Raw genomic sequence first — 23,153 nt, forward strand, 5'->3', positions numbered from 1 at the left:
CGACCCGGCACGGCGTCCGCGGCGCTGTCGGTCACGGATGGTGGGATGAAGCCGTGCTGACCCTCCGCCGCGCCCCGAGCGTGGTGGTCGAGGCCCCGCCGCTCGACGACGTCCAGCTGGCCGCCCTCGCCCACCGCGGTGGGGTGCTGCGCGTCCTCGGCGGCCCCGGCACCGGGAAGACCACCACGGCCATCGAGGCCGTGGTCTCCCGGGTCGAGGCGGGCGAGGCCACGCCCGACCAGTGCCTGATCCTCACCTCCTCGCGCGTCGCGGCCGGCAGCCTGCGCGAGCGGGTCACCGCCCGGCTGGGCGGCACCTCGACCGAGCCCCTCGCCCGCACCCACCAAGCGCTCGGGTTCGGCATCCTGCGCCAGGCCGCGGCACTGCGCGGCGACCCGACCCCGCGGCTGCTGAGCGGGCCGGAGCAGGACGTCATCCTGCGTGAGCTGCTGGCCGGTCACGCCGCCGAGGGCACCGGGCCTGCGTGGCCCGAGCGCGTCCACCTCGCCATGGGCACGCGAGGCTTCCGCGGCGAGCTGCGCGACCTGCTGATGCGCGCGGTGGAGCACGACCTGGAGCCGCACGACCTGGCGCGGCTCGGCCGCGAGCACGACCGACCCGAGTGGGTGGCGGCGGCCGAGGTGCTCGCCGAGTACGACGAGGTCACGGCGCTGTCCGCACCCGGCGCCTACGACCCGGCCTGGATCCTGGGCGCCGCGGCCGACCTCCTGGACGAGGACCCGGCCGCCCGCGCCCGGCTGGTCGACGGGCTGCGGCTGGTCGTCGTGGACGACGCGCAGGAGCTCACCTCGGCGGCGGCGCGGCTGCTGCGCACCGTCGTCTCCCCCGGGCTCGACCTCGTCCTGCTGGGCGACCCCGACAGTGCGGTGCAGACGTTCCGCGGCGCCGACCCCCGCCACCTGAGCGACGGGTGGGTGCACCTGGGCGCCACCGCCTCGGACGGTCGGCGGGGCGACGACCCGGCGGGCGGTGCGCCGCGCACCCTCGTGCTGCCCACGGCATACCGGTTGCCGCAGGCGGTCGTCGACGCGGCCGCCAGGGTGGCCCCCAAGATCGGTGCGCTCGCCGGTGGTATCCAGCGGGGGGCGGCGGCAGGGCGTGCGGGGGGTCGCGTCGACGTGCGGCTGCTGCGGGCGGTGAGCCAGGAGGCGAGCCACGTGGCGGCCGAGCTGCGCGAGTCACACCTGCGCTTCGGCATCCCGTGGTCGGAGATGGCCGTCATCGTGCGCGGCCAGGGACGCACCTCCACGCTGCGGCGGGTGCTGATGGCCGCGGGGGTCCCGGTGGCCGGCACGTCCACCGACCTGCCGGTCCGCGACGAGGTGGCGGTGCGGCCGCTGCTGGGCCTGCTCGAGGTCGTGCTCGACCGGGCCCGCGGGGTCGAGGAGCCGTTGTCTCCCCAGGTCGCCGTCGACACCCTGCTGTCGCCGATCGGCGGCGCCGACGCGGTGGGGCTGCGCCGGCTGCGGCGCGCGCTGCGGCGGCTCGAGCTCGAGAGCGGGGGTGGCCGCACCAGTGACGAGCTGCTCGCCGAGGCGCTCCTCGCGCCGGGCGCCCTCGTCGAGGTGGGGCCCGAGGGCCAGCCGGCCAGACGGGTCGCTGCGACGATCGCGGCCGGCGTCAAGGCGGCCCGCGGGCAGGTCGACGACACCCCCACCGGACCGGTCTGGCGGTGGGAGGCCGGGGTCAGCGCCGAGTCGGTGCTGTGGGCGATGTGGGCCGCGACCGGGCTGGGTGCCGAGTGGCAGGCCACCGCCCTCGCCGGGGGCGCCGGAGCTGCCCGTGCCGACCGCGACCTCGACGCCGTGGTCGGGCTGTTCGACGCCGCGGCCAAGTTCGTCGACCGACTCCCGCAGGCCGGGCCCGAGGAGTTCCTCACCCACATCGGCAGCCAGGACATCCCCGGCGACACCCTGGTGGCGCGCTCGCCGGTCGGGGAGTCCGTGACGGTCACGACTCCGCAGGCGGCCGCAGGTCGGCAGTGGCAGCTCGTCGTCGTGGCGGGTGTGCAGGAGGGCGTCTGGCCCGACCTGCGCCTGCGCGGCTCACTGCTGGGCTCGGAGCACCTGGTCGACGTCGTGACGGGGCGGGCGGGCACCTTCCGGGCCGCGCAGGCCGCCGTGCGCTACGACGAGACCAGGTCGTTCCTCGTCGCGCTCACCCGGGCCAGCGACCGCGTGGTGGTGACCGCAGTGCGCTCCGACGACGAGCAGCCCTCGGTCTACCTCGACGTCGTCGACCCGGAAACCATTGCGACACAGGGAGATCGGCCCTTCGCTGAGGTCGCTCGCACGATGACCCTGCCGAGCTTGGTGGGTGAGCTGCGCCGGCAGCTGGTCTCGGACGACGCCACAGTGCGTCGCACCGCGGTGGCGGCGCTGGCCCGGCTGACCCACGAAGGCGTGCCCGGGGCCGACCCGGCGCAGTGGTGGGTGCTGCGCGAGCTGTCCGACGACCGACCGCTGCGCGAGCCCGACCAGGAGGTGCGGGTCTCGCCGAGCAAGGTGGAGTCCTTCGGCAACTGCGGCCTGCGCTGGATGCTGGGCTCCGTCGGGGGCGACGGCCCGTCGGTCGGCGCTGCCGACATCGGCACGCTGGTGCACGACATCGCGGCCGAGCTCGGCGACGTCGACGCCGACACCCTCGTGGCCGAGGTGGACGCCCGGTGGGGACGCCTCGGCATGCCGGCCGGCTGGGTGTCCGACCGCAAGCGTCACGAGGCCCACGGCATGGTCCGGCGGCTGGCCACCTACTTCGACGAGGCCCGCGCCGGGGGCTGGGTCCGGCTCGGGGCCGAGGTCGACATGAAGGTCGTCCTCGGACGGGCGGTGCTCAGCGGCAAGGTCGACCGGATCGAGGGCACGCCCGACGGCACGGCCCTGCGGGTGGTCGACTACAAGACCGGCAGCAGCAAGCCCCGCACCGAGGAGCTGGACCGCCACCCGCAGCTGGGGGCCTACCAGCTGGGCGTCGAGCGCGGCGCCTTCGGTGAGCTGGGCGACCGGTCGGCCGGGGCGGCGCTGCTCCAGGTCGGCAAGGCCGCCCTGGTCAAGACCACCTTGCAGACCCAGGGTCCGCTGAGCGCCGACCCGGAGCCGCAGTGGGCCGCCGAGCTCGTCACGAGCACGGCCGAGGGGATGGCGGGCGCCACCTTCCAGGCCACCGTGGGCGACTGGTGCAAGCTCTGCCAGGTGCGGTCCTCCTGCCCTGCCCAGCCCGAGGGACGGGTGCTCTGATGCCGCGTCCGCAGCTGTCCGCCAAGGAGATCGCCGCCGCGCTCGGTCAGCCCGAGCCGACCGACCAGCAGGTGCGGGTGATCGAGGCGCCGATGTCCCCGCTGCTCGTCGTCGCCGGTGCCGGCTCGGGCAAGACCGAGACGATGACCGGCCGGGTGGTCTGGCTGGTCGCCAACGGCTTCGTCGAGCCCGACCAGGTGCTCGGCCTGACCTTCACCCGCAAGGCCGCCACCGAGCTGTCCGAACGCATCGGCGCGAGGCTGCGGCTGCTCCAGCAGCGCGACGTCTGGCACCCCCGCACCGACGACGCGGAGACCGGTGCGGAGGTGCTGGGCGGCACCCCCACCGTGTCCACCTACCACTCGTATGCCGGTCGGCTGGTCCGCGAGCACGCCTTGCGGCTGGGCTACGAGTCCGAGTCGCGGCTGCTCTCCGAGGCGGCCGCCTGGCAGTACGCGTCGGAGGTCGTGGCCGCCTACGACGGCCCGATGGACGAGGTCCGCTTCGCGGAGTCGACGGTCACCGCTGCCGTCGTCGACCTCGCCGGTGAGATGGCCGAGCACCTCGTCGACGTGGGTGACGTGGCGGCCTACCTCGAGCGGGTGCTCGCCGCGCTCGCGTCCCTGCCCCCGCACACCGGAGCGCGCGGGAAGGACCTGCCCGGTGAGGTCAAGAAGATGCGCGAGCAGCTCCTGGCCCGCGCCGGGGTGCTGCCGATGGTCGAGCGCTACCTCACGCTGAAGCGCACCCGGGACGCCATGGACTTCGCCGACCAGATGGCGCTGGCCGCAAAGCTGGCGATCGGGTTCGAGGACATCGGGAAGATCGAGCGCGAACGGTTCGGGGCCGTCCTGCTCGACGAGTTCCAGGACACCTCCGCGGCCCAGCTCCAGCTCCTCCAGTCGCTGTTCGTCGCGCCGGGCGAGCCGTCTCCGGTCACCGCGGTCGGCGACCCGCACCAGTCGATCTACGGCTGGCGCGGCGCCAGTGCCACGACCCTCAGCGAGTTCCGGCGGGCCTTCGGTGGCCCCGGAGGGCTGGCTCCGGTGCTCCCGCTGGCCACCAGCTGGCGCAACGACCGGGCGGTGCTCGACGTGGCCAACGCCGTGGCCGAACCCCTGCGCGAGCGCTCGACCGTGCCGGTCGACCAGCTCGTCGCCCGCGAGGGCGCGGGCCCGGGCCGGGTCGTGGCAGCGCGGGTGGAGACAGCCGGTGAAGAGGCGGCGCTGGTCGCCGAGTGGCTGGCGCAGCGGCGGGCGGCAGGCGCGAAGTCGGCAGCCGTGCTGTGCCGCAAGCGATCGCAGTTCGCGCCCCTCATCGACGCGCTCGAGACCAGGGGCGTGCCCTACGAGGTGGTCGGTCTCGGCGGGCTGCTGCTCACGCCCGAGGTCGAGGACGTCACCGCCCTGCTCCACGTCGTCCACGACCCCAGCCGCGGCGACCAGCTGATGCGCCTGCTCACCGGTCCGCTCTGCCGCCTGGGGGCGGCCGACCTCGACGGGCTGATGGCGTGGGCCCGTCACCAGCAGGACCTGCGCCTCGGCATCGACGACCGGTCGGCCCCCGACGACGACGATGACGCCGAGGGAGCGGTCATCGGGACGGCCGGGGCCGCCCGCGGCAGCACCGACGCGGGCCCGGTCTCGCGATCGGTGCGTGACCAGTCCCCGGACAGCTCCGACCGGGTGAGCATCGTCGAGGCCGTGGACGACCCACCGCGGCCGGGGTGGACCAGCTGGGACGGCAAGCGGGTCAGTGACGTGGGGCTCGCCCGGCTGCGGGCACTGCAGCAGGCCATCCGCAGGCTGCGCTCGTTGTCGGCGCTGCCACTGGCCGACCTCGTGGGGGAGGCCGAGCGCGCCCTCGGGCTCGACATCGAGGTGCTGGCCCGCGAGGGGTACACCCCGGCCGCGGCCCGAGCCCACCTCGACGCGTTCGCCGACGTGGCCGCGACGTTCACGGTCAGTGCCGACCGACCCAACCTCGGTGGCTTCCTGGCCTGGCTGGCGGCTGCGCTGAAGGAGGAGCGTGGGCTCGACAAGGGCTACATCGAGGCGTCGTCCGACGCCGTGCAGATCCTGACGATCCACGCCGCGAAGGGTCTGGAGTGGGATGCCGTGGCGGTCCCCGGGCTGGTCGAGGGCTCGTTCCCGGCGCTGGCCTCGGCCGCGAGCCGCTCGAACGGCACGGCGTGGACGATGTCCGACCCGAAGCAGCGCGGCTGGATCGGAGGCCTGTCCGACGGGGGCATCCCCTACGCCCTGCGGGGAGACCGTGACGGGCTGCCGCTGCTCGACTGGGAGGGCGCCGGCGACTGGAAGGACATGGAGACTCGGGTGGAGCGGTTCCTGCGGGCCGGCGGCGACCACGGGGTCGACGAGGAACGACGCCTCGCCTACGTCGCGTTCACCCGGGCCCGGACCGACATGCTGCTCACCGCCCCGGTCTGGACCGACGGCAAGACGCCCAAGGTGACGTCCCGCTTCCTGCTCGAGGTGGTCGAGGCCGAGCCGGCGCTGCCGGTCACCCGCCTCGCGTGGGTCGACCTGCCCGACCCGGCGCTGCCCGCCGAGGCGGTCAACCCGACGGCCGCCGCTGCCGTCAGCGTCCAGTGGCCCGCAGACCCGCTGGCCCACCGACGGGCTGCGCTGGCCGCAGGAGCCGAGGCGGTGCGCGCGGCGGTCGCGGGCCAGCGCGCCGGCGAGGGTGCCGTGCCGACGCTCGCGGAGCAGGCGATGTTCCCCCTGCCGGGCGACGCCATGACCGTGCTGGAAGAGCTCGACCTGCTGCTGGAGGAGCGGCGCAGGCTGGCGCACCGCGGTGACGTCACGGTCCTGATGCCGCGCCACCTGTCGGCCTCGGCCGTCGTCAGCCTGGCGCAGGACCCGGCGAGGTTCGCGTCCGCCCTGCGTCGGCCGATGCCCGAGCCACCGGCGCTCGCCGCACGCCGCGGCACGGCCTTCCACGCGTGGGTCGAGCAGCACTACGCGCAGGCCGCGATGGTCGACATCCTCGACCTGCCCGGCAGCGCCGACGACGACCCCGGCGACGACGCGGACCTGCCCCTCATGAAGGAGCGCTTCCTCGCCAGCGAGTGGGTGCTGCGCACCCCCGCGGAGATCGAGATCGCGGTCGAGACCGTCATCGACGGGATCGCGGTCCGCGGCCGGATCGACGCGGTGTTCCCGCGGCCGGGGGGCGGTTTCACCATCGTCGACTGGAAGACGGGCGCCAAGCCCAGCGGCGAGTCCGCCCGTTCGCGGGCGCTCCAGCTGGCCGCCTACCGGGTGGGTTTCGCCCGCCTGCGCGGGCTCGGTCTCGACGAGGTCGACGCGGCGTTCTACTACGCGGGCACCGGCGAGACGGTCTGGCCCGAGCTGCCCGACGACTCGGCCCTCACCGCTCTGCTGGAGTCCGTCCCCGACGCCTAGGTCGACCGCGCTGGTTCTCGGCGCGGTGCGGGGCTGCGCTGGGACTGCCCGTCAGGGACGAGGGTCGTAGCCGGGCTCGTACTCCGGGCCCGGGTCGTCGCCCTCGATCGCCTGGGGGCGGCGCAGCGAGCTCACGTCGATCTCGGCCGTGACGTCGTCGGCTGATCCGGACCCGACCGGGTCCTCGGACCCCGTGTCGACCTCGGCCGGGAGGGTCTCCTCGTCGTCGTCCCCCTCGTCGTCGTCCCTGTCGTCGGCGTCGGCCGCGTCGTCGTCCCCCTCACCGGCGTCGGCCGCGTCGTCGTCCCCCTCGTCGGGGTCGGCCGCGCTGTCGTCGTCCTCGGGGTCGGCCGTCCGGCCGAACATCACCTCGACGTCGTCCTCCTCGTCGTCCTCCGCGTCGTCGATGACCGGGGGCACCAGCACCGGGCTGCTCTGGGCGGGACCAGCGCCGGCACGCCGGTAGTCGTTCGCGGCCTCCTCCTCGGCGTGCACCCGTTCGTCGAGGCGGCGCAGGGCCGAGGCCAGTCGCTCGACCTGCAGCCGGTCGCCGCCCGACACGGCGGACCTCAGCTGCGAGAGCGTCCGCATCTCCGCCGAGAGCCGGGCCCGGGTGAGCAGGTGGGCGTCGGGGCGTTCGGCGCGGGCGTGCGCGTAGGCCTCCATCAGGGTCTCCAGGGCGGGTCCCGAGGTCTGCGTGACCAGGGCGAAGAAGTCGTCCGCGGGGTCGGCGACCTTGGCGTCCTCCCAGCCGGTGAACGCCTTCACCCGGCCACTGGCGGCGTCACTGTCGTCGTCGAAGACCACCAGCACCTGGTCGCCGGTCAGGTCACCGTGCGTCGGTGTCGGCGCGAACCGCCACAGGGTGACGTCCTCCAGCAGCTTCTCCCAGCGCGCGAGGAGTCCGGTCGGCACGTGCCCGGTGGCGGCGGCACGGTCGAGCTCGCTCAACCGGCGGGTGCGGTAGGTGTCCGCGTCGTAGGCGGGCAGCCCGGCCTCGTCGAACAGGCCGTGGTCGGCGTTGTGCAGGGCGGCGATCGACCGGCCGAGCTCGGCGGCGAGGCCCGGCCCGGCGGGCAGCTGCGCGAAGTCGACGTTCTGTCCGGGCAGGTAGGGGTAGATCGCGGCTCGGCCGCCCTCCTTCAGGGCGGCAAACCCCTTCGGGGTCGGCACACTGAACGGCAACCGCCGGGCCAGCAGCGCGAGCAGGCCGAACGTCGACTCCATCTGGGCGGCAGCGGCCTGGCTGCGGGGCACCCGCACCACCCACCGTCGGTGCTGGGTGTCCTGGACGAACGCGACGTCGTAGCCGTTGGCCTGGTCGGCGTGGTCGGGCGTGCCGGGGAGCGCCTCGACGCTGGCCGGGTCGAGCCCCGGCACGGCAGCGCTCGCGAGCGCTGCGAGGAAGAGGGGGCTGCGGTCCACACGGTCACCGTATGCCGTGCGGGCGCGCCTAGGGTGGAGGCGTGGGCCTCCTGACCGAAACTCTCCCGAATCTCGCGCTCGCCCGACCCGGTCTCGACCGTCATGCGGAGCTGCGTGCCGAGCCCGACCTGCTCGTCCGGCTCCTCGCCGACCCCTCGACCCGGGTCCTGGAGGTCCACGGCGACCGGGTCCCGGTGCTCATGGCTGGGGGAGACCGTCCGGTCCGGAGCGACGGCGACGGCTCGGCGGCAGCACCGGTCCTGGACCTGCGCGCCCCGGTTGCCGCGGATGCCGACGCGCTGGTCCTGTTCCTCGGTCAGGACGGCGACGGCACGGCATACCTCGCCGTGGCCCGGCCGGCACCCGAGGTGGAGGAGCCCGACGGAGGTGTCTGGGAGCGGCTGCGTGGGCTGCGCCAGGTCGGGGCCGACCTGTCCGACCGTGATGCCACGATCTTCGCGACGGCCCTCGCGCTCGCCAACTGGCACGCGACCCACGGCCACTGCCCACGCTGCGGGCATCCCACCGAGCCGATCCAGGCGGGTTGGCTGCGCCGGTGCGGCCGCGACGGCAGCGAGCACTACCCGCGCACCGACGTCGCGGTGATCATGTCGGTCGTCGACGACCGCGACCGGTTGCTCCTCGCGAGGGGCGCAGGCTGGGGAGCCGGTCGCTTCTCGGTGCTCGCCGGCTTCCTCGAACCGGGGGAGAGCCTTGCGGCGGCGGTCGCCCGAGAGGTGCACGAGGAGGTGGGCCTGCAGGTCCACGGCGTCGAGTACCTCGGCGACCAGCCGTGGCCGTTCCCGAACTCCCTCATGGTCGGCTTCACCGCCAGGGCCACCGGCGGGGAGCTCCGGCTCCAGGAGTCGGAGATCGCCGAGGCGCGGTGGTTCACGCGCGAGGAGTACCGCGAGATCCTCGCTGCCGGCGAGGTCAGCCCCTCCACCCGCCTGTCGATCGCGCGCCGGCTGATCGAGCGCTGGCTCGGGCACGACCTGGCCCAGGTCGCCCCCGACTGACGCGGCGCGGCGACGCACCCGACGGACGCGCCCGACGGACGCACCCGAAAGACGCACCCGGTCACCGCGCCGTACCTACCTCGTCGGGGACCAGGCGGACATGGCGAGACCCCGGCCACCCGGCCGGGGTCTGGTGCCTGTGTGGTCCGCCCGATCAGGAGGCGAGGCGCTTCTTGACCTCATGGATCGAGGGGTTGGTGGCCGACGAGCCATCCGGGAAGAGCAGCGTGGGGACGGTCTGGTTGCCGTCGTTGGCGTCCATGACGAACTGCACGGCTTCCGGCACATCCTCGATGTTCACCTCGGTGAAGGCGATGCCCTCACGTCCCATCTGGGCCTTGAGGCGGTTGCAGTAGCCGCACCAGGAGGTGCTGAACATGGTGACGGAACCGGGCGAGGGGTGCTTCAGGGCGCTGGCGCTCATGATCTCTTTCAGGGGTCGGAGACTGTCACGCCATACAACCACGAGCCGCAGCGCGTTCTTCCTCGCCGTGGTGTGACCTCTGTGACCATGATGTCCCATGGCCCAGACCCCGACGTTCGACACTGCCCTGCTCTCCCTGGCCGGCGGCCGCAACCTCGGAGCGCTCGCCGCGATCAAGCGGGACGGACGACCCCAGCTGTCGATGGTCAACTTCGCCCTCGACCGCAGCGCCCCCGCGGCCCCGACCGTGCGGGTGTCGGTCGTGGACGGACGGGCCAAGGTGGCCAACCTCCTGCGCGACCCGAGGGGCTCGCTGATGGTCACCTCGCGGGACGGCTGGTCGTACGCCGTGCTGGAGGGCGATGCGGACTTCTCACCGGTGGCCCGGGCCGAGGACGACGCGGTGGTCGAGGAGCTGGTCGAGCTGTACCGGACCATCCGCGGCGAGGACCACCCCGACTGGGACGACTACCGGCGGGCCATGGTGCGGGACGGTCGCCGGATCCTGCGGCTGCGGGTGACCCGGGTCTACGGCTTGGTGCAGTGACGCCGGTGTCCGGTCCCGTGGCCATCGTCGTCGGTCGCCCATGACAGGATCGCGGCGATGCCTTCCCAGCCCCACGGCATACCCGTGCACTCCTCCGCCGACGCGATCCTCGACGCCCTCGACCCCGAGCAGCGCGAGGTCGCGGCGCGCCCCCTGGGGCCCATGGTCGTGCTCGCCGGCGCCGGCACCGGCAAGACCCGGGCGATCACACACCGGATCGCCTACGGCGTCCACTCCGGCGCCTACCAGGGCCAGCGCGTCCTCGCGGTCACGTTCACCGCACGCGCGGCCGGCGAGATGCGCACCCGGTTGCGCACCCTCGGGGTCGCCGGCGTGCAGGCGCGCACCTTCCACGCCGCGGCGCTGCGACAGCTGCACTACTTCTGGCCGCAGGCCATCGGTGGCGCGGCTCCCGAGGTGATGAGCCAGAAGGCGGCCGCGGTCGCCCAGGCCGCGGCCTCGCTGCGGCTCGACCTGGCGCGCGACCGCACCGCCATCCGTGACCTCGCCGCCGAGGTGGAGTGGGCCAAGGTGTCGATGCTCACCCCCGAGACGTATGCCGCGGGGGCCAGGGCCGCGCGCCGCGAGCCGCCCGGCCTGGACGCCACGGCGATGGCACGGGTCCTCGAGGCCTACGAGCAGGTCAAGACCCAGCGAGGGGTGATCGACTTCGAGGACGTGCTCCTCCTGACGGTCGGGATCCTCGCCGAGCGTGACGACATCGCGCGGGCGGTCCGCTCGCAGTACCGCCACTTCGTCGTCGACGAGTACCAGGACGTCAACGCGCTCCAGCAGCGGCTGCTCGACCTGTGGGTGGGGGAGCGCGACGACCTCTGCGTGGTGGGTGACCCGGCCCAGACGATCTACTCGTTCACCGGCGCCAGCCCTCGTCACCTCCTGGAGTTCCAGTCCCGCCACCCCAAGGCCGAGGTGGTCAGGCTGGTGCGCAACTACCGCTCGACGCCGCAGGTGGTGGGCCTCGCGAACCTCGTCGTGCGGGGGCCGTCGGGGGCGATGCGCAGCAACGCGGTGGTGCTCCAGGCCCAGGGCGAGGACGGACCGACGCCGGTCCTGACCGCCCACCCCGACGACCCGAGCGAGGCCGCGGCCATCGCCGCCGAGGTCGCCAAGCGGGTGGCCGAAGGGGTGTCGCCGGCCGAGATGGCCATCCTGTTCCGCACCAACGGCCAGTCCGAGGCCTTTGAGTCGGCCCTCGCCGACCAGGGGGTGCCCTACCTCGTGCGGGGCGGCGAGCGGTTCTTCTCCCGCCGCGAGGTGCGCGACGCGATCCTCCTGCTGCGCGGGGCGGCCCGGTCCGACGACGCGTCGAAGCCCCTGCCCGAGCTGGTGCGCGACGTCCTGCTCGGCGCCGGCTGGACCCGGGAGGCGCCGGGCTCGGGTGGCGCGGGGCGGGAGCGCTGGGAGTCGCTCAGCGCCCTGGCCGCGCTGTCCGACGAGCTCGTCGTGACCAGCCCCGAGGCCCGCCTCCCCGACTTCATCCGCGAGCTGGACGAGCGCGCCTCGGCCCAGCACGCCCCTGCCGTGCAGGGCGTCACCCTCGCGTCGCTGCACGCCGCCAAGGGACTGGAGTGGGACGTCGTGTTCCTGGCGGGGGTCTCCGACGGCTACCTGCCGATCATGATGGCCGAGACCCCCGAGGCCATCGAGGAGGAACGACGGCTGATGTACGTCGGGGTCACCCGTGCCCGGCGTGAGCTGCGGCTGTCGTGGGCGGGCGCCCGCACCCCCGGGGCACGGGCCAGCCGTCGGCCGTCGCGCTTCCTCGACGGCGCAGCGAGCATCCTCGGCGACGGAGCGCGGTCCCAACCGCGGCGTCGACCAACAGACAGCGCCGGCAAGGTGGGCGCGGGCAAGGGCGGGCGGGGCAAGGCCCTCAAGCCGGCGCTCCCCGCGCACTGCCGCTCGTGCGGCACCGAGCTGACCACCGCGGCCCAGCGCAAGACCGGCCGCTGCGACACCTGCCCGCCGACCTACTCCGAGGCCACCTTCGAGCGGTTGCGGGCCTGGCGGCTGGCCGTCGCGCGAGAGGCGAGCGTGCCGGCCTACGTCGTGTTCACCGACGCCACCCTCACCGTGATCGCCGAGCGGGAGCCCGGCTCGGAGGGCGAGCTGGCCCAGATCTCCGGGGTCGGGGCGCGCAAGCTCGGGCTCTACGGCGCGCAGGTGCTGGCCCTCATCAGCGGCGAGGATGTCGAATCCGTCCTCGAAAGTCGTTCTGCCGCAACAGATTCCGACGAATAGGCGTTCGTTCACCAATTCTTTGCAGGAAATCTCGATAAATGCGTTGCTGCCCCGCTGGGGCGTCCCTTACTCTGGACCAACACACCAGCCCAGGGTGTCTCGCGCAATGCGCTGGCAGCCACGAGCAGACGAAGGAGGGTAGGCCCCATGGAGAACATCACGATGACGATCGACGCGACTCACATGTCCCGCGTCCGTTCCGTGTGCCCCGAGGTCGGCCGTGTCCTCCTCGCAGGCAGCCGTGGATGGGTCCAGGGGACCACTGTGCCCGCGCCCACCGCCATCCGTGTGATCACCGATGCCCCGGTTCCGACGTCCTACGTCGGCGGCTTCGGTGCCACCAAGGATCTCGCGTTCCGTCCCTTCGGAGAACCACCTGTCTAGGCCACAGCCAGCAGGCCCTCTCCGAGGCCGCGGAACCCGATATCCGGGATCCGCGGCCTTTCTGTTTGTCCAGGGCCGGCGGCTGTGCAGAGCAGGCGTCGTCCGAACAGATTTCTTCCGCACCACCGAGCAGGAAGAAGCACCACAGAGATGAAGTCCCACACCGAAGAGAACGGGCCGGCCCCCGACCGGGGAGCCACCGGCCAGACGGAACCAGTGAAGACCGCCACCACCGTGGCGGGACGACGAGAGGGAGGTGACACCCGATGCATCTGAGCGCACTCCACGACCTGAACGAGCAGGCCGCGACGGCGGGCGCCGGCATCCCGTGTCGAGAGAACGACGCCGAGATGTGGTTCGCCGAGAGCCCGGCCGACGTCGAGTTCGCGAAGTCGCTGTGCCACACGTGCCCGGCCCTGGCCGCCTGCCTCGCAGGCGCGCTCGAGCGGTCCGAGCCGTGGGGCGTGTGGGGCGGCGAGCTCTTCGTCCAGGGGGTCGTCGTCGCACGCAAGCGGCCCAGGGGCCGGCCGCGCAAGAACCCGGTCGCCGCCTGATGACGCCGACCGTGACCATGCCGACCGTGACCATGCCGACCGTGACCATCGGCGGGGGCACCGCAGAGGTGATCGCGGGGTCAGCCGCAGGAGCTGGCCCCGCGGGACCGACCCGTGACCCCGCTCACACCACCGAACAACACCTTCCACACACCAGGAGCTTCACCATGTTCCAGGCCTTGTACGCCGACCTGGCGCGCGCCCATCGACGGCGCCGTCACCGGGAGTACCAGCGCCGGCTCGAGGCGCAGGCGCAGCAGGAGCTGCTGCTCGCCATGTCTCGCATGCTGGCCCGGTGACCCCCGTGCCCGAACCCGCCGGGACCTTCCGCTCTGGAAGTCGTCCCGGCGGGTTCTTTCATGCCTTCGGTGATCTCCGGGACCCCCGACTGGTTATGGTCCGCACATGTCCCGCGATGCCGTGGTCAAGGCCCTGACCGCCCCCGACCTCTCGGCTGTCGTCGACCTGGTGGTGTGGGTCGAGGGCGGCGTGGCACACGCTGCCAACCACCTGGGGACGGTCCGACTGCACTCGGACGGGAGCCACGAGGTCACGGCAGGGGTCGACCCCGTGGCGAGCGAGGACCCGATGGCCTTCCTGCCCTACGAGGCGGAACTCACGGCTGCCGGTCCGCGGCTGTCCACCGACAACGCCTACCCGTATGCCGCGCAGCGCATCCTCTCGTTGTTCGGCGACGTCGACCGGAGCCCCGACGTCGCCGTCATCCACACCCCGCGGCACTGGTTCGTCGACGAGGGCGGTCACCCGGGCGAGCACGGTTCGCTCGACGTCATCCAGTCGCGCGCGCCCCTGGTGATGTCCGGGTCGGGGGTGGCGAAGCTCGGGTTCGTCGACGACCACGCGCGCCTCGTCGACGTCGCCCCGACCCTCGCGGTCCTGTCGGGCGTCCCGGCCCACGACCTGCGCGACGCGGAGGGTGCCGAGCTCGACGGCCGGGCCCTCACGGCATACCTGGAGCCGCAGCCCGACGGGCAGCCGCGGCGGGTGGTGGGCATCCTCTGGGACGGGGCGCACTGCGGTGACCTGCTCCACCTCGCCCAGACCGGCGAGCTCCCCGGGGTGGCCCGCCTCATCGAGCGCGGGCTGGCGCTGCGCGGGGGCGCGGTGGCGGAGTTCCCGAGCGTGACGCTGACCAACCACACCTCGATCCTGACCGGCGTCGGCCCCGGGCGGCACGGGGTGCTGGGCAACGTGTACTTCGACCGTGCCCTGCAGGAGCGGGTCGTCCCCAACGACGCCGAGAGCTGGCACCGCAGCGCGGAGTGGCTCCGACCCGGCGTGCGCACCGTGTTCGAGATGGTGAACGACCATGTGCCGCACCGTGGTTCGACCCGGACCGCCAGCGTCGACGAGGCCATCGACCGGGGCGCGGACTACGGGACGATGGCGCTGCTGAGGGCGGCGGGCGGGTTCGAGTCGGCCGCCACCGACCTGGGTGACCTGCTCCCCGACCCGGCCAGCTCCCCGTTCGTCGTGTCGCCCGAGCACCTCGAGGACGCGTACTTCCGCTGGAGCGTGCAGGTGGACGACTTGGGCCTGCAGCAGGTGCTCCAGCTGTGGGAGACCGCCGAGGACGCTCCGACGCTGACCTGGTGGGCGCACGTCGTGACCGACGCCGGGCACCACGGCGGCGGCCCCAGGTCGGTGATCGCGCGGGACTCGCTGCGGCAGAGCGACGCCCGGCTCGTGGTCTTCCTCGACCACCTCGAGGCGCTGGGGGTTCTGGACGAGGTGACCTTCCTGCTCACGGCCGACCACGGGTTCGAGGGAGCCGACCCGAGTGTGACCGGTTCGTGGACGCCGGCACTGGACGCGCTCGGGATCGCCTACCGCGACGAGGGCCCGGGGTTCGTCTACGTCCTCTGAACCCGTCGACGGGCGGGCCCGCCGACCGTCCGGGCCCGCCACCGGTCAGGCCCGCCACCGGTCAGGCCCGCCACCGGTCAGGGCCGCCATCGGTCAGGGCGGCTCCCGGCACGCGTCGTCGTGGGACCTGGCACCTACCCGCCCCCGGACCCCCTCGTTAGGCTGGCCGCATGGCTACCCAGATCCGCATCGCCCAGGACGAGGCCGCCGACGAGGTGCTGAGCAACGACCCGTTCGCGCTGCTCGTCGGGATGCTGCTCGACCAGCAGTACCCGATGGAGCACGCCTTCCGGGGACCCTGGAAGATCCTCAGCCGGTTCGGCACCCTGTCACCCGATGCGATCGCCTCGGCCGAGGCGGAGGCCTTTGCCGACCTGTGCGCCACCCCGCCGGCGATCCACCGCTATGGCCGGTCGATGGCCGGGCGCGTGCAGCAGCTCGCCGCCGTCGTCCGCGACCAGTACGACGGTCGTGCCGAGACGATCTGGACCGAGGCGAAGGACGCCCGCGACCTGGTCGAGCGGCTCAAGGCGCTGCCCGGCTTCGGTGACCAGAAGGCCCGCATCTTCGCGGCGCTGGTCGGCAAGCAGCTCGAGATGCGACCGCCCGGCTGGCAGGAGGCCATCGGGCCGTACGCCGAGGACGGGTCGTACCGGTCGGTGGCCGACGTGGTCGACGCCGCGTCGCTGGCGAAGGTGCGCGAGTTCAAGCAGGCAGCCAAGGCCGCGGCGAAGGCCAAGGACGCTGCCCTGACGAAGAAGTAGTCGTGGCCGGACCCGGTGGAGCCGCCGGTGCGGACATCGCCGACGGTGCCGACGACGCCAACCGTGCCGACGACGCCAACCGTGCTGACGACGTCTCCGGTGCCGACAGGGAGACCGAGGCTGACGGGGCCACCACGGCTGACGGGGCCACCGAGGCCGCCGGGCCGCCGCCGGTGTGCTCGACCTGTGGGTCCGTGGCGGGTGACCCGGCCCTCGCGGCGATCACGTGGACCCGCGGCACCGAGCACGGTCGGGAGGTCTGGACCTGTGACCGGTGCAGCCGGGAGCACCTGCGCAGCATCGAGGGCAAGCTCGACTCCGCCTGGTGGTGACCACCAGGCGGAGTCGGCGGCCCCTCACTCGATGGGCGGTGGGAGGTGCTGCAGCTGCATGCCGGGCATGTGGTCGACCACGATCTGCCGAGCCGCGACGGTCCCGCCCAGCTGGCACAGCACGCCGATCCCGCCCAGCCAGACCCGGTGGATCAGCAGGTACGAGGGTGGCAGGTTGAGCTTCATGCCGACCAGGAACTCGGGCCGGCGGATGTCGTTGACGTGGGCCGCCACGCCCCGCAGCCACGGTCGGCTGAAGGTGAACTCCGAGTGGGTCAGGGGCTCGATGAACGGCTGCAGGTAGTCCAGCAACGCCTCGGCGTCGAGTGACATCGAGGGCTTGATGAACCCCTCGGACCGCAGGCCCTGCTCGAGCTGACCCGCCTCGGACCGCAGCGCCGCGCTGACCAGCGACCCCATCGCCGGGGGGAGGCCCGACGGCAGGCGGTTGACCGCGCCGAAGTCGATGACCCCGAGGCGCCCGTCGGGCAGCAGCCGGAAGTTGCCGGGGTGGGGGTCGGCGTGCAGCAGGCCCGCCCGGGCCGGGCCGACCAGCAGGAACGCCATGTAGAGGGCTGAGGCGGCGTTGCGCTGCTCGGGGGTGCCTGACGCGACGATCTGGGACAGCGGGATGCCGTCCATCCACTCCGAGACGATGACGTGCTCGCTGTGGACCAGGACATCGGGGACCGCGTAGTGCGGGTCGTCGCGGAACGCCTTGGCGAAGGTGCGCTGGTTGGCGGCCTCGAGGTTGTAGTCGAGCTCCTCGCTCATCCGTGACTTGAGCTCGTCGGTGATCGGCTTGATGTCCATGCCGGGGATCCACCCGCCCGCCAGCCGAGCCACCCTGGCGAGCTGGTTGAGGTCGGAGAGCAGGGCCTTGCCGGCTCCCGGGTACTGGATCTTGACGGCGACCTCACGGCCGTCGCGCCAGACCGCCTTGTGCACCTGCCCGATCGAGGCGGCTGCCGCGGGCGTGTCGTCGAAGGACTGGAACTTCGAGGTCCGCCACCGCGGCCCGAGCTCCTCGGCCAGCACCTTGTGCACCGTCGTCGCGGGCAGGGGTGGGGCCGCCTCCTGGAGCTTGGTCAGGGTCGCGCGGTAGGGGCCGGCCATCTCCTCGGGGAGCGCGGCCTCCATGACCGACATGGCCTGCCCGAACTTCAGCGCGCCGCCCTTGAGCTCGCCCAGGACCTTGAAGAGCTGCTCGGCGGTGCGCGCCTGGAGCTCGGCCGCCACGGCCTCCGCGGGCTTGCCGCCGACCCGCTTGCCGAAACCCACAGCGGTGCGTCCGGCGAACCCGAGGGGCAGGCTGGCCAGACGGGCCGTGCGGCTGACGGCGCGCCGAGGAAGTTCGTTCACCCCGCCATCATCGCCTGTGCGGGGCCCGCCCTGTCAGCGGGTCGCCAAGACGGGTCGGATCGAGCACCACATCCACACCTCGGGTGCGGCTCCCAGCGGCGCTGACGGACCACCGGCCAGGGCAGCGAGAACTCCAGCGAACGGCCCGGCGGGACCGGCTGGCCGTCGATGACCGCCAGGGCCACCATGGCGGCCACCGCGCCCGCCATCGCGACCAGGGTGGTCTCGCCGCTGACCTCGGGCCCGGCCCCCACCGCGACCGGCAGGAGCTGTCCGAGCACGGCCGGCCAGGCCGGGTCGAGGTCTGCCCGGGCCAGGTCGAGGCAGCGCAGGCACGGCCCGCCCGGCTCGACGACCGGACCGACGACCGCCTCCAGCCCGTGCAGCACCACCGGCAGCACGGGGGTGCCGCGGGCTCGCCACGGCGCGCCGGTCGCCGAGTCGACCGCGCCGCTGCCGACCAGGACGACCAGGGCTGGAGCCGTGGGTCCCTGGGCCCGGCCCCGCCGAGGAAGGGCGCCGGCCTGCTCCCAGTCGTCGGCGACCTCGGCACCCTGCGCCACGGAGCCCATGCCCGCGTGCCGCAGCCGGGTGGCCACGACGCGGGGCAGGTCGCCGCGGCCGACGACGAGGAGGTGCGCGGCGTGTCGGTGCGCCAGCGCGGCATACCCATGGCTCGGTCTGGTGGCGGTGCGCAGCGCCGCCTGCGTGTCGTGGGCGAGCAGGGTGCGGACCGTCGGAGGGTGCGGTAGCGGCGCCGTGGCCGGCCCGACCAGGCGGTGGGCCAGCAGCAGGTCGAGCAGGTCACGGCCGGTCGGGGTCCGCAGCACCGCCGGCAGCTCGCGCGTGCCGTCGAGGGCCTGCAGCGCGTCGACCTCATCGGGGTGGAGACCCTCCAGCACCTTCGCGTGGGCGGGATCGGTGCCGAACTGGACGCTGTCCGCGCTGCGGCGCAGCACCGGCCACAGCGTCTTCAGGAGTGCGGGTCCGGTCACGCGGCCCAATCTCGCACAGGGCGCTGGTGGCCCGGCCCGCCATCCACAGGCACGGGCGCGGTCCGGGACGCCGCGAGGGGCGGCACCGACCAGCTGGTCGGTGCCGCCCCTCGCGTTGGGAAAGCCTGGTGTCAGGCCTTGCCGAGAATGCGGTTGAGGTTGGTGCCACACACGGGGCACACACCCTTGGCCATGCGGCGACCGTTGGTCTCCACGACACGGCCCTCGGCCTCGCGCTTCTCCTTGCACTTCACGCAGTAGAACTCGCCCTTGTAGGTCTCTTCAGCCATCGCCATGTCTCCTCTTGTTCACGGCACACGGTGCGCCGTCGGACTTCGGCCAACTTAGACCATGCTGAGCACAAAATCGCGCAAGGGGGGCCTGTGCGTCGTGCTCAGCGCCCACCCCTAGTCTTCGCCCCATGAGCACGCAGCCGTGGTGGGAGAGCCAGTTCGAGGACCTGCGGGTGGATTCCCGGGAGGCCTCGGGGCGCCGGATCGCGGTGGTGACCCTCGACCTCCCAGATCGACGCAACTCGATGAGCACGGCCATGACGGCCTCCTGGACGAGGCTGATGGGGCTGCTGCGCACGGACGCGTCGCTCGCGGCGGTCGTGGTGACCGGCGCGGCGCCGGCGTTCAGCGCCGGTGGCGACCTCTCGTGGATCGTCCAGGACCCCGACGCCCCGGTCAGCGTGCTCCGCGACCGGATGCTCACCTTCTACCGCTCGTGGCTCTCGATCCGCGACCTCGAGGTGCCCACGATCGCGGCCGTCAACGGCGCGGCGATCGGCGCCGGGTTCGCCGTGGCCCTGGCCTGCGACCTGCGGTATGCCGCCACTGACGCGCAGGTCGGCGTGCCGTTCACCTCCCTCGGGTTGCACCCGGGGATGGCGACGACCTGGTCCCTGCCCGACGTCGCGGGTCACGCGGTGGCCCGGGACCTCCTGCTCACCGGTCGCGTCGTCAGCGGGGCGGAGGCGGCCGGGCTCGGACTGGTGTCGCGCGCCCTGCCGGTGGCCGAGGTGCTGCCCGAGGCGATCGCCGCCGCCGAGCGCATCGCGGCTGCCGCGCCCGTCGCCACCCGGCTGACGCTGCAGGCCCTGCGCGGCGGTGGCCCCGCGACGTTCGAGGACGCGCTCCAGTGGGAGGCGCTCGCGCAGGCCGTCACCCTCGCGACCGAGGACCTGCACGAGGGCATCGCGGCTGCCGCGGCCAAACGCCGGCCGACCTTCCACGGCCGCTGACCCGACGCTGGGGCCTTGACCCGACGCTGGGGCCTTCACGAGGGCCTTCACGAGGGTCTTCACTAGGGTCGGGAGCATGGATTTCTCCCTGTCACCGCGCGCCACCGACCTGCGCGACCGCGTCCGTGCCTTCCTCGACACCGAGATCGAGCCGGTCGAGGCCGGGCTGCACGCCGAGATCCAGAGCAGGCGCGAGAGTGGTGGTGACCCGTGGACGCCCTCGCCGGTCATCAAGGAGCTGCAGGCCAAGGCGCGGACGCAGGGCCTGTGGAACCTCTTCCTGCCCAAGGAGCACGCCGGAGGGTATGCGGCGCAGTTCGGTACCGACGGCGGACAGGGCCTCTCGAACGTCGACTACGCGCCGGTGGCCGAGGTGATGGGCCGCTCGGCGATCGCACCGCTGGTGTTCAACAGCAACGCGCCCGACACCGGCAACATGGAGGTGCTCCTCAAGTACGGCTCGCCGGAGCAGCAGCAGACGTGGCTCGAGCCACTGCTCGACGCCCGGATCCGCAGCGCCTTCTGCATGACCGAGCCCGAGGTGGCCTCCTCCGACGCCACCAACATGGCGGCCACCGCGGTCGTCGACGGTGCCGAGGTGGTCGTCAACGGCCGCAAGTGGTTCTCGACCGGCATCGGCAACCCCGAGTGCAGGATCCTCGTGTTCATGGGGTTGTCCGACCCCGGCGCCGACCGGCACTCCCGCCACACGATGGTGCTGGTCCCGCGCGACGCCCCCGGCGTGAAGGTCGAGCGGATGCTCTCGACGATGGGCTACTACGACGAGCCCCTGGGCCACGGCGAGGTGTCCTTCACCGACGTCCGGGTGCCGGCCGCGAACATCCTGCTCGGTCCCGGCCGTGCCTACGAGATCGCCCAGGGCCGTCTGGGGCCAGGTCGCGTCCACCACTGCATGCGGGCGATCGGCCTGGCGGAGCGCGCGCTCGAGCTGGCCTGTCAACGGGCCCTCGAGCGCACCGCCTTCGGCAAGCCGATCGCGAAGCTGGGCGGCAACCTCGAGCGCATCGCCGACGCCCGGATAGCCATCAACCGTTCGCGCCTGCTCGTCATGCACGCGGCCTGGCTGCTCGACCAGGGCGCCTCCCGCGAGGCGCTGTCCGCCGTCAGCGAGATCAAGGTCGAGGTGCCCGCGATGGCGCTCGACGTCATCGACCTCGCGGTCCAGCTGCACGGCGGCGGTGGCATGACGGCCGACTTCCCCCTCGCCGCCGCCTGGGTGGGCGCGCGCTCCCTGCGGCTGGCTGACGGACCCGACGAGGTCCACCGCAGCGTCGTGGGCCGCATCGAGCTCGGGAAGCACCAGTGAGCCGGCGGGTGCTCGTGACCGGGGGAGCCTCCGGTCTGGGGGCCGCCCTCGCCAGCGCCTTCCGCGCCGTCGGTGACGCGGTCCTGGTGACCGACGTCAATGACGCAGAAGGGGTGGGCCTCGTCCTCGACACCACGTCCGACGACGACTGGGCGGCGGCCCTGGTCCACGTCCAGCAGGCCTGGGGCGGCCTCGACGTCCTCGTCAACAACGCCGGCATCGCCGGAGGCGGGCGCATCGAGCTGTCGACCATCGAGGAGTGGCACCGGATCATCGACGTCAACCTGCTCGGTGTGGTCCGGGGCACGCGCACCTTCACGCCGATGTTCAAGCAGCAGGGGTCCGGCCACGTGGTCAACGTCGCCTCGCTCGCGGGACTGGTCCACGCCGCCGGCATGGGCTCCTACAACGCGGTCAAGGCTGCCGTCGTGGCCTTCACGGAGACGACCGGGCACGAGCTGCATCCCTTCGGTGTCAAGGCATCTGCGGTCTGCCCCTCCTACTTCAAGACCAACCTGCTCAGCTCGATGCGCGGCTCCGACCAACGGGTCGGGCGCGTCGTGGCGGGGATGATCGAGCGTTCGACCGTGACGGCCGACGAGGTGGCCGCGGCGGTGCTGGAGGGGATCGCGAACGGCGACGATGTCATCGTCCCGGACGAACCGGCCCGTCAGGCCTTCGCGCTCAAGTGGGGCGACCGGGCGGCCTACGACACCTTGATGCGACACCAGGCGTCGCGGCTCGCGGAGGAGCAGTGAGCGACGTCACCGGCGCCAGGCCGGTGCGCTCCGAGGACGCCTTCGACGTCGACGCGGCGGTGACGTGGCTGCGCGCCCACGCCGCCGAGGAGTATGCCGCGGGGCTGGCGGGGGAGCCGGAGGTGCTCCAGTTCTCGGGCGGCGCCTCCAACCTGACGTACCTCCTGCGCTTCCCGGGACTCGACCTCGTGCTTCGTCGTGGGCCGAGTGGCACCAAGGCGAAGGGCGCCCACGACATGGGTCGCGAGCACCGCATCCAGGCAACGCTCGGCCCTGTCTTCCCTTACGTCGCAACGATGGTCGCGATGTGTGACGAGCCCTCGGTGCTCGGCAGCGACTTCTACGTGATGGAGCGCCTCGTCGGCACCGTGCCGCGCAGGGAGATGCCGGTCGAGCTCACGCCGGCCCAGGCGCGGGCCCTGTGCGAGTCGATGCTGGACGTCCTGGTGGAGCTGCACTCGGTCGACCCCGCCGGCGCCGGGCTCGACACCCTCGGCAAGGGCGACGGCTACGTGCGCCGCCAGGTCGAGGGCTGGTCGGCCCGCTACCGCCGGGCCCACACGCCCGGCCAGCCCGACCTCGAGCGGGCGATGGCGTGGCTCGACCGGCACCAGCCCACCGATGTCGCCAGCTGCGTGATCCACAACGACTACAAGCTCGACAACCTCGTCCTCGCGGACGACGACCCCACTCGCATCGTGGGCATCTTCGACTGGGAGATGGCCACCGTCGGCGATCCGCTGATGGACCTCGGCGCCGCGTTGGCCTACTGGGTGCAGGCCGACGACGACGCCGACTTCCAGAGCTTCCGGCGCGTGCCCACCCACCTGCCGGGCATGCTCACCCGCGCCGAGCTCGTCGCGGGCTACTGCGCGCGAGCGGGCCGCGAGGTCAGCGCGGAGGACGCCGTCTTCTACGAGGCCTACGGCGTCTTCCGGCTCGCGGTCATCGCCCAACAGATCTTCTACCGCTACGCCAACGGTCAGACCACCAACGAGGCGTACGCCGGCTTCGGACCGGCCGTGCGGGTGCTCGACCGCAGGCTGGCCCACCTGCTGGCCTGACCAGGGTCACCCGCAACCCCGCATGGGTCCTGCGTGCGCCATTCGTGGGCCTCGCCGCGGTCCGTGCGGCGCGGCCGTCGTGGCGCGGGTCACGGTCCATGTCGGTGTGCTCGCC

General features: G+C 73.2%; 20 protein-coding genes. 15 read left to right on the forward strand and 5 right to left on the reverse strand.

The window, feature by feature from the left end; genetic code table 11:
* Positions 1-53 precede the first annotated feature (53 nt).
* Entirely contained in the window at positions 54-3,257 is a 3,204-nt protein-coding gene (locus tag ABD262_RS02070; protein ID WP_344130388.1) for an ATP-dependent helicase, read from the forward strand.
* Positions 3,257-6,688: an ATP-dependent helicase gene (locus ABD262_RS02075; protein WP_344130391.1), complete on the forward strand. Its 3,432-nt coding sequence runs from the start codon at positions 3,257-3,259 to the stop codon at positions 6,686-6,688. Before ABD262_RS02070 ends, ABD262_RS02075 begins: the two co-directional genes overlap by 1 nt.
* A gap of 51 nt (positions 6,689-6,739) precedes the next feature.
* Here ABD262_RS02075 and ABD262_RS02080 read toward each other — a convergent pair whose 3' ends face one another.
* Positions 6,740-8,113, reverse strand: coding sequence for a phosphotransferase (locus tag ABD262_RS02080; RefSeq protein ID WP_344130394.1), 1,374 nt, complete (start codon positions 8,111-8,113; stop codon positions 6,740-6,742).
* Between the two features lie 41 nt (positions 8,114-8,154).
* Here ABD262_RS02080 and nudC point away from each other — a divergent pair, with 41 nt between their 5' ends.
* Positions 8,155-9,132, forward strand: coding sequence for an NAD(+) diphosphatase (nudC, locus tag ABD262_RS02085; protein WP_344130397.1), 978 nt, complete (start codon positions 8,155-8,157; stop codon positions 9,130-9,132).
* Between the two features lie 154 nt (positions 9,133-9,286).
* On the opposite strand, the gene ABD262_RS02090 is transcribed toward nudC, so the two are convergent.
* Positions 9,287-9,556, reverse strand: a complete 270-nt coding sequence (locus ABD262_RS02090; RefSeq protein ID WP_344130400.1) for a glutaredoxin domain-containing protein — start codon at positions 9,554-9,556, stop codon at positions 9,287-9,289.
* A gap of 97 nt (positions 9,557-9,653) precedes the next feature.
* Between ABD262_RS02090 and ABD262_RS02095 the strand changes: the two genes are divergently transcribed.
* The 8 genes from ABD262_RS02095 (at position 9,654) to ABD262_RS02130 (ending at position 16,286) form a co-directional block, all read left to right on the forward strand.
* Positions 9,654-10,103 (forward strand): PPOX class F420-dependent oxidoreductase, encoded by a 450-nt coding sequence (locus tag ABD262_RS02095; RefSeq protein ID WP_344130403.1) that lies wholly within the window; start codon positions 9,654-9,656, stop codon positions 10,101-10,103.
* 57 nt (positions 10,104-10,160) lie between these two features.
* On the forward strand, positions 10,161-12,365 hold the full coding sequence (locus ABD262_RS02100) for an ATP-dependent DNA helicase UvrD2 (RefSeq protein ID WP_344130406.1): 2,205 nt from the start codon (positions 10,161-10,163) through the stop codon (positions 12,363-12,365).
* 147 nt (positions 12,366-12,512) lie between these two features.
* Positions 12,513-12,749, forward strand: coding sequence for a hypothetical protein (locus ABD262_RS02105; RefSeq protein ID WP_344130409.1), 237 nt, complete (start codon positions 12,513-12,515; stop codon positions 12,747-12,749).
* 266 nt (positions 12,750-13,015) lie between these two features.
* The gene (locus ABD262_RS02110) at positions 13,016-13,303 is read left to right on the forward strand and encodes a WhiB family transcriptional regulator (protein WP_344130412.1); all 288 of its coding nucleotides are present in this window, start codon (positions 13,016-13,018) and stop codon (positions 13,301-13,303) included.
* Between the two features lie 167 nt (positions 13,304-13,470).
* Positions 13,471-13,602 (forward strand): hypothetical protein, encoded by a 132-nt coding sequence (locus tag ABD262_RS02115; protein WP_344130415.1) that lies wholly within the window; start codon positions 13,471-13,473, stop codon positions 13,600-13,602.
* Positions 13,603-13,708: 106 nt separating this feature from the next.
* Positions 13,709-15,190, forward strand: coding sequence for an alkaline phosphatase family protein (locus tag ABD262_RS02120; protein ID WP_344130418.1), 1,482 nt, complete (start codon positions 13,709-13,711; stop codon positions 15,188-15,190).
* A 170-nt stretch (positions 15,191-15,360) separates the two neighbouring features.
* A complete protein-coding gene (locus ABD262_RS02125) occupies positions 15,361-15,954 on the forward strand; it encodes an HhH-GPD-type base excision DNA repair protein (protein WP_344130421.1) in 594 nt (197 codons plus the stop codon).
* 2 nt (positions 15,955-15,956) lie between these two features.
* A complete protein-coding gene (locus tag ABD262_RS02130; RefSeq protein ID WP_344130424.1) occupies positions 15,957-16,286 on the forward strand; it encodes a hypothetical protein in 330 nt (109 codons plus the stop codon).
* Between the two features lie 24 nt (positions 16,287-16,310).
* Here ABD262_RS02130 and ABD262_RS02135 read toward each other — a convergent pair whose 3' ends face one another.
* From ABD262_RS02135 to ABD262_RS02145, 3 genes are all read right to left on the reverse strand, one after another.
* Positions 16,311-17,648 (reverse strand): ABC1 kinase family protein, encoded by a 1,338-nt coding sequence (locus tag ABD262_RS02135; protein ID WP_344130427.1) that lies wholly within the window; start codon positions 17,646-17,648, stop codon positions 16,311-16,313.
* Positions 17,645-18,643 (reverse strand): hypothetical protein, encoded by a 999-nt coding sequence (locus ABD262_RS02140; RefSeq protein WP_344130430.1) that lies wholly within the window; start codon positions 18,641-18,643, stop codon positions 17,645-17,647. Before ABD262_RS02140 ends, ABD262_RS02135 begins: the two co-directional genes overlap by 4 nt.
* A gap of 131 nt (positions 18,644-18,774) precedes the next feature.
* Positions 18,775-18,933 carry a DUF5679 domain-containing protein gene (locus tag ABD262_RS02145; protein WP_091788997.1) on the reverse strand — a complete coding sequence of 53 codons (159 nt, stop codon included), beginning with the start codon at positions 18,931-18,933 and terminating at the stop codon, positions 18,775-18,777.
* Positions 18,934-19,064: 131 nt separating this feature from the next.
* On the opposite strand from ABD262_RS02145, the gene ABD262_RS02150 reads away from it, so the two are divergent.
* The 4 genes from ABD262_RS02150 (at position 19,065) to ABD262_RS02165 (ending at position 23,038) form a co-directional block, all read left to right on the forward strand.
* Positions 19,065-19,889: an enoyl-CoA hydratase/isomerase family protein gene (locus tag ABD262_RS02150; protein WP_344130438.1), complete on the forward strand. Its 825-nt coding sequence runs from the start codon at positions 19,065-19,067 to the stop codon at positions 19,887-19,889.
* Between the two features lie 76 nt (positions 19,890-19,965).
* Entirely contained in the window at positions 19,966-21,216 is a 1,251-nt protein-coding gene (locus tag ABD262_RS02155; protein ID WP_344130441.1) for an acyl-CoA dehydrogenase family protein, read from the forward strand.
* Entirely contained in the window at positions 21,213-21,974 is a 762-nt protein-coding gene (locus tag ABD262_RS02160) for an SDR family NAD(P)-dependent oxidoreductase (RefSeq protein ID WP_344130444.1), read from the forward strand. Before ABD262_RS02155 ends, ABD262_RS02160 begins: the two co-directional genes overlap by 4 nt.
* On the forward strand, positions 21,971-23,038 hold the full coding sequence (locus ABD262_RS02165; protein ID WP_344130447.1) for a phosphotransferase family protein: 1,068 nt from the start codon (positions 21,971-21,973) through the stop codon (positions 23,036-23,038). Before ABD262_RS02160 ends, ABD262_RS02165 begins: the two co-directional genes overlap by 4 nt.
* The last annotated feature ends 115 nt before the right edge of the window (positions 23,039-23,153 follow it).

The organism is Pedococcus bigeumensis (assembly GCF_039531795.1).
Classification (GTDB): domain Bacteria; phylum Actinomycetota; class Actinomycetes; order Actinomycetales; family Dermatophilaceae; genus Pedococcus; species Pedococcus bigeumensis.

What these genes read in the sequence shown, in the direction of transcription:
- ABD262_RS02115 (WP_344130415.1), top strand. Translation starts at nt 13,471, where the DNA reads ATGTTCCAGGCCTTGTACGCCGACCTGGCGCGCGCCCATCGACGGCGC.
- ABD262_RS02120 (WP_344130418.1), top strand. Translation starts at nt 13,709, where the DNA reads ATGTCCCGCGATGCCGTGGTCAAGGCCCTGACCGCCCCCGACCTCTCG.
- ABD262_RS02145 (WP_091788997.1), bottom strand. Translation starts at nt 18,933, where the DNA reads ATGGCTGAAGAGACCTACAAGGGCGAGTTCTACTGCGTGAAGTGCAAG.
- ABD262_RS02075 (WP_344130391.1), top strand. Translation starts at nt 3,257, where the DNA reads ATGCCGCGTCCGCAGCTGTCCGCCAAGGAGATCGCCGCCGCGCTCGGT.
- ABD262_RS02095 (WP_344130403.1), top strand. Translation starts at nt 9,654, where the DNA reads ATGGCCCAGACCCCGACGTTCGACACTGCCCTGCTCTCCCTGGCCGGC.
- ABD262_RS02100 (WP_344130406.1), top strand. Translation starts at nt 10,161, where the DNA reads ATGCCTTCCCAGCCCCACGGCATACCCGTGCACTCCTCCGCCGACGCG.
- ABD262_RS02155 (WP_344130441.1), top strand. Translation starts at nt 19,966, where the DNA reads ATGGATTTCTCCCTGTCACCGCGCGCCACCGACCTGCGCGACCGCGTC.
- ABD262_RS02110 (WP_344130412.1), top strand. Translation starts at nt 13,016, where the DNA reads ATGCATCTGAGCGCACTCCACGACCTGAACGAGCAGGCCGCGACGGCG.
- ABD262_RS02090 (WP_344130400.1), bottom strand. Translation starts at nt 9,556, where the DNA reads ATGAGCGCCAGCGCCCTGAAGCACCCCTCGCCCGGTTCCGTCACCATG.
- ABD262_RS02125 (WP_344130421.1), top strand. Translation starts at nt 15,361, where the DNA reads ATGGCTACCCAGATCCGCATCGCCCAGGACGAGGCCGCCGACGAGGTG.
- ABD262_RS02150 (WP_344130438.1), top strand. Translation starts at nt 19,065, where the DNA reads ATGAGCACGCAGCCGTGGTGGGAGAGCCAGTTCGAGGACCTGCGGGTG.
- ABD262_RS02105 (WP_344130409.1), top strand. Translation starts at nt 12,513, where the DNA reads ATGGAGAACATCACGATGACGATCGACGCGACTCACATGTCCCGCGTC.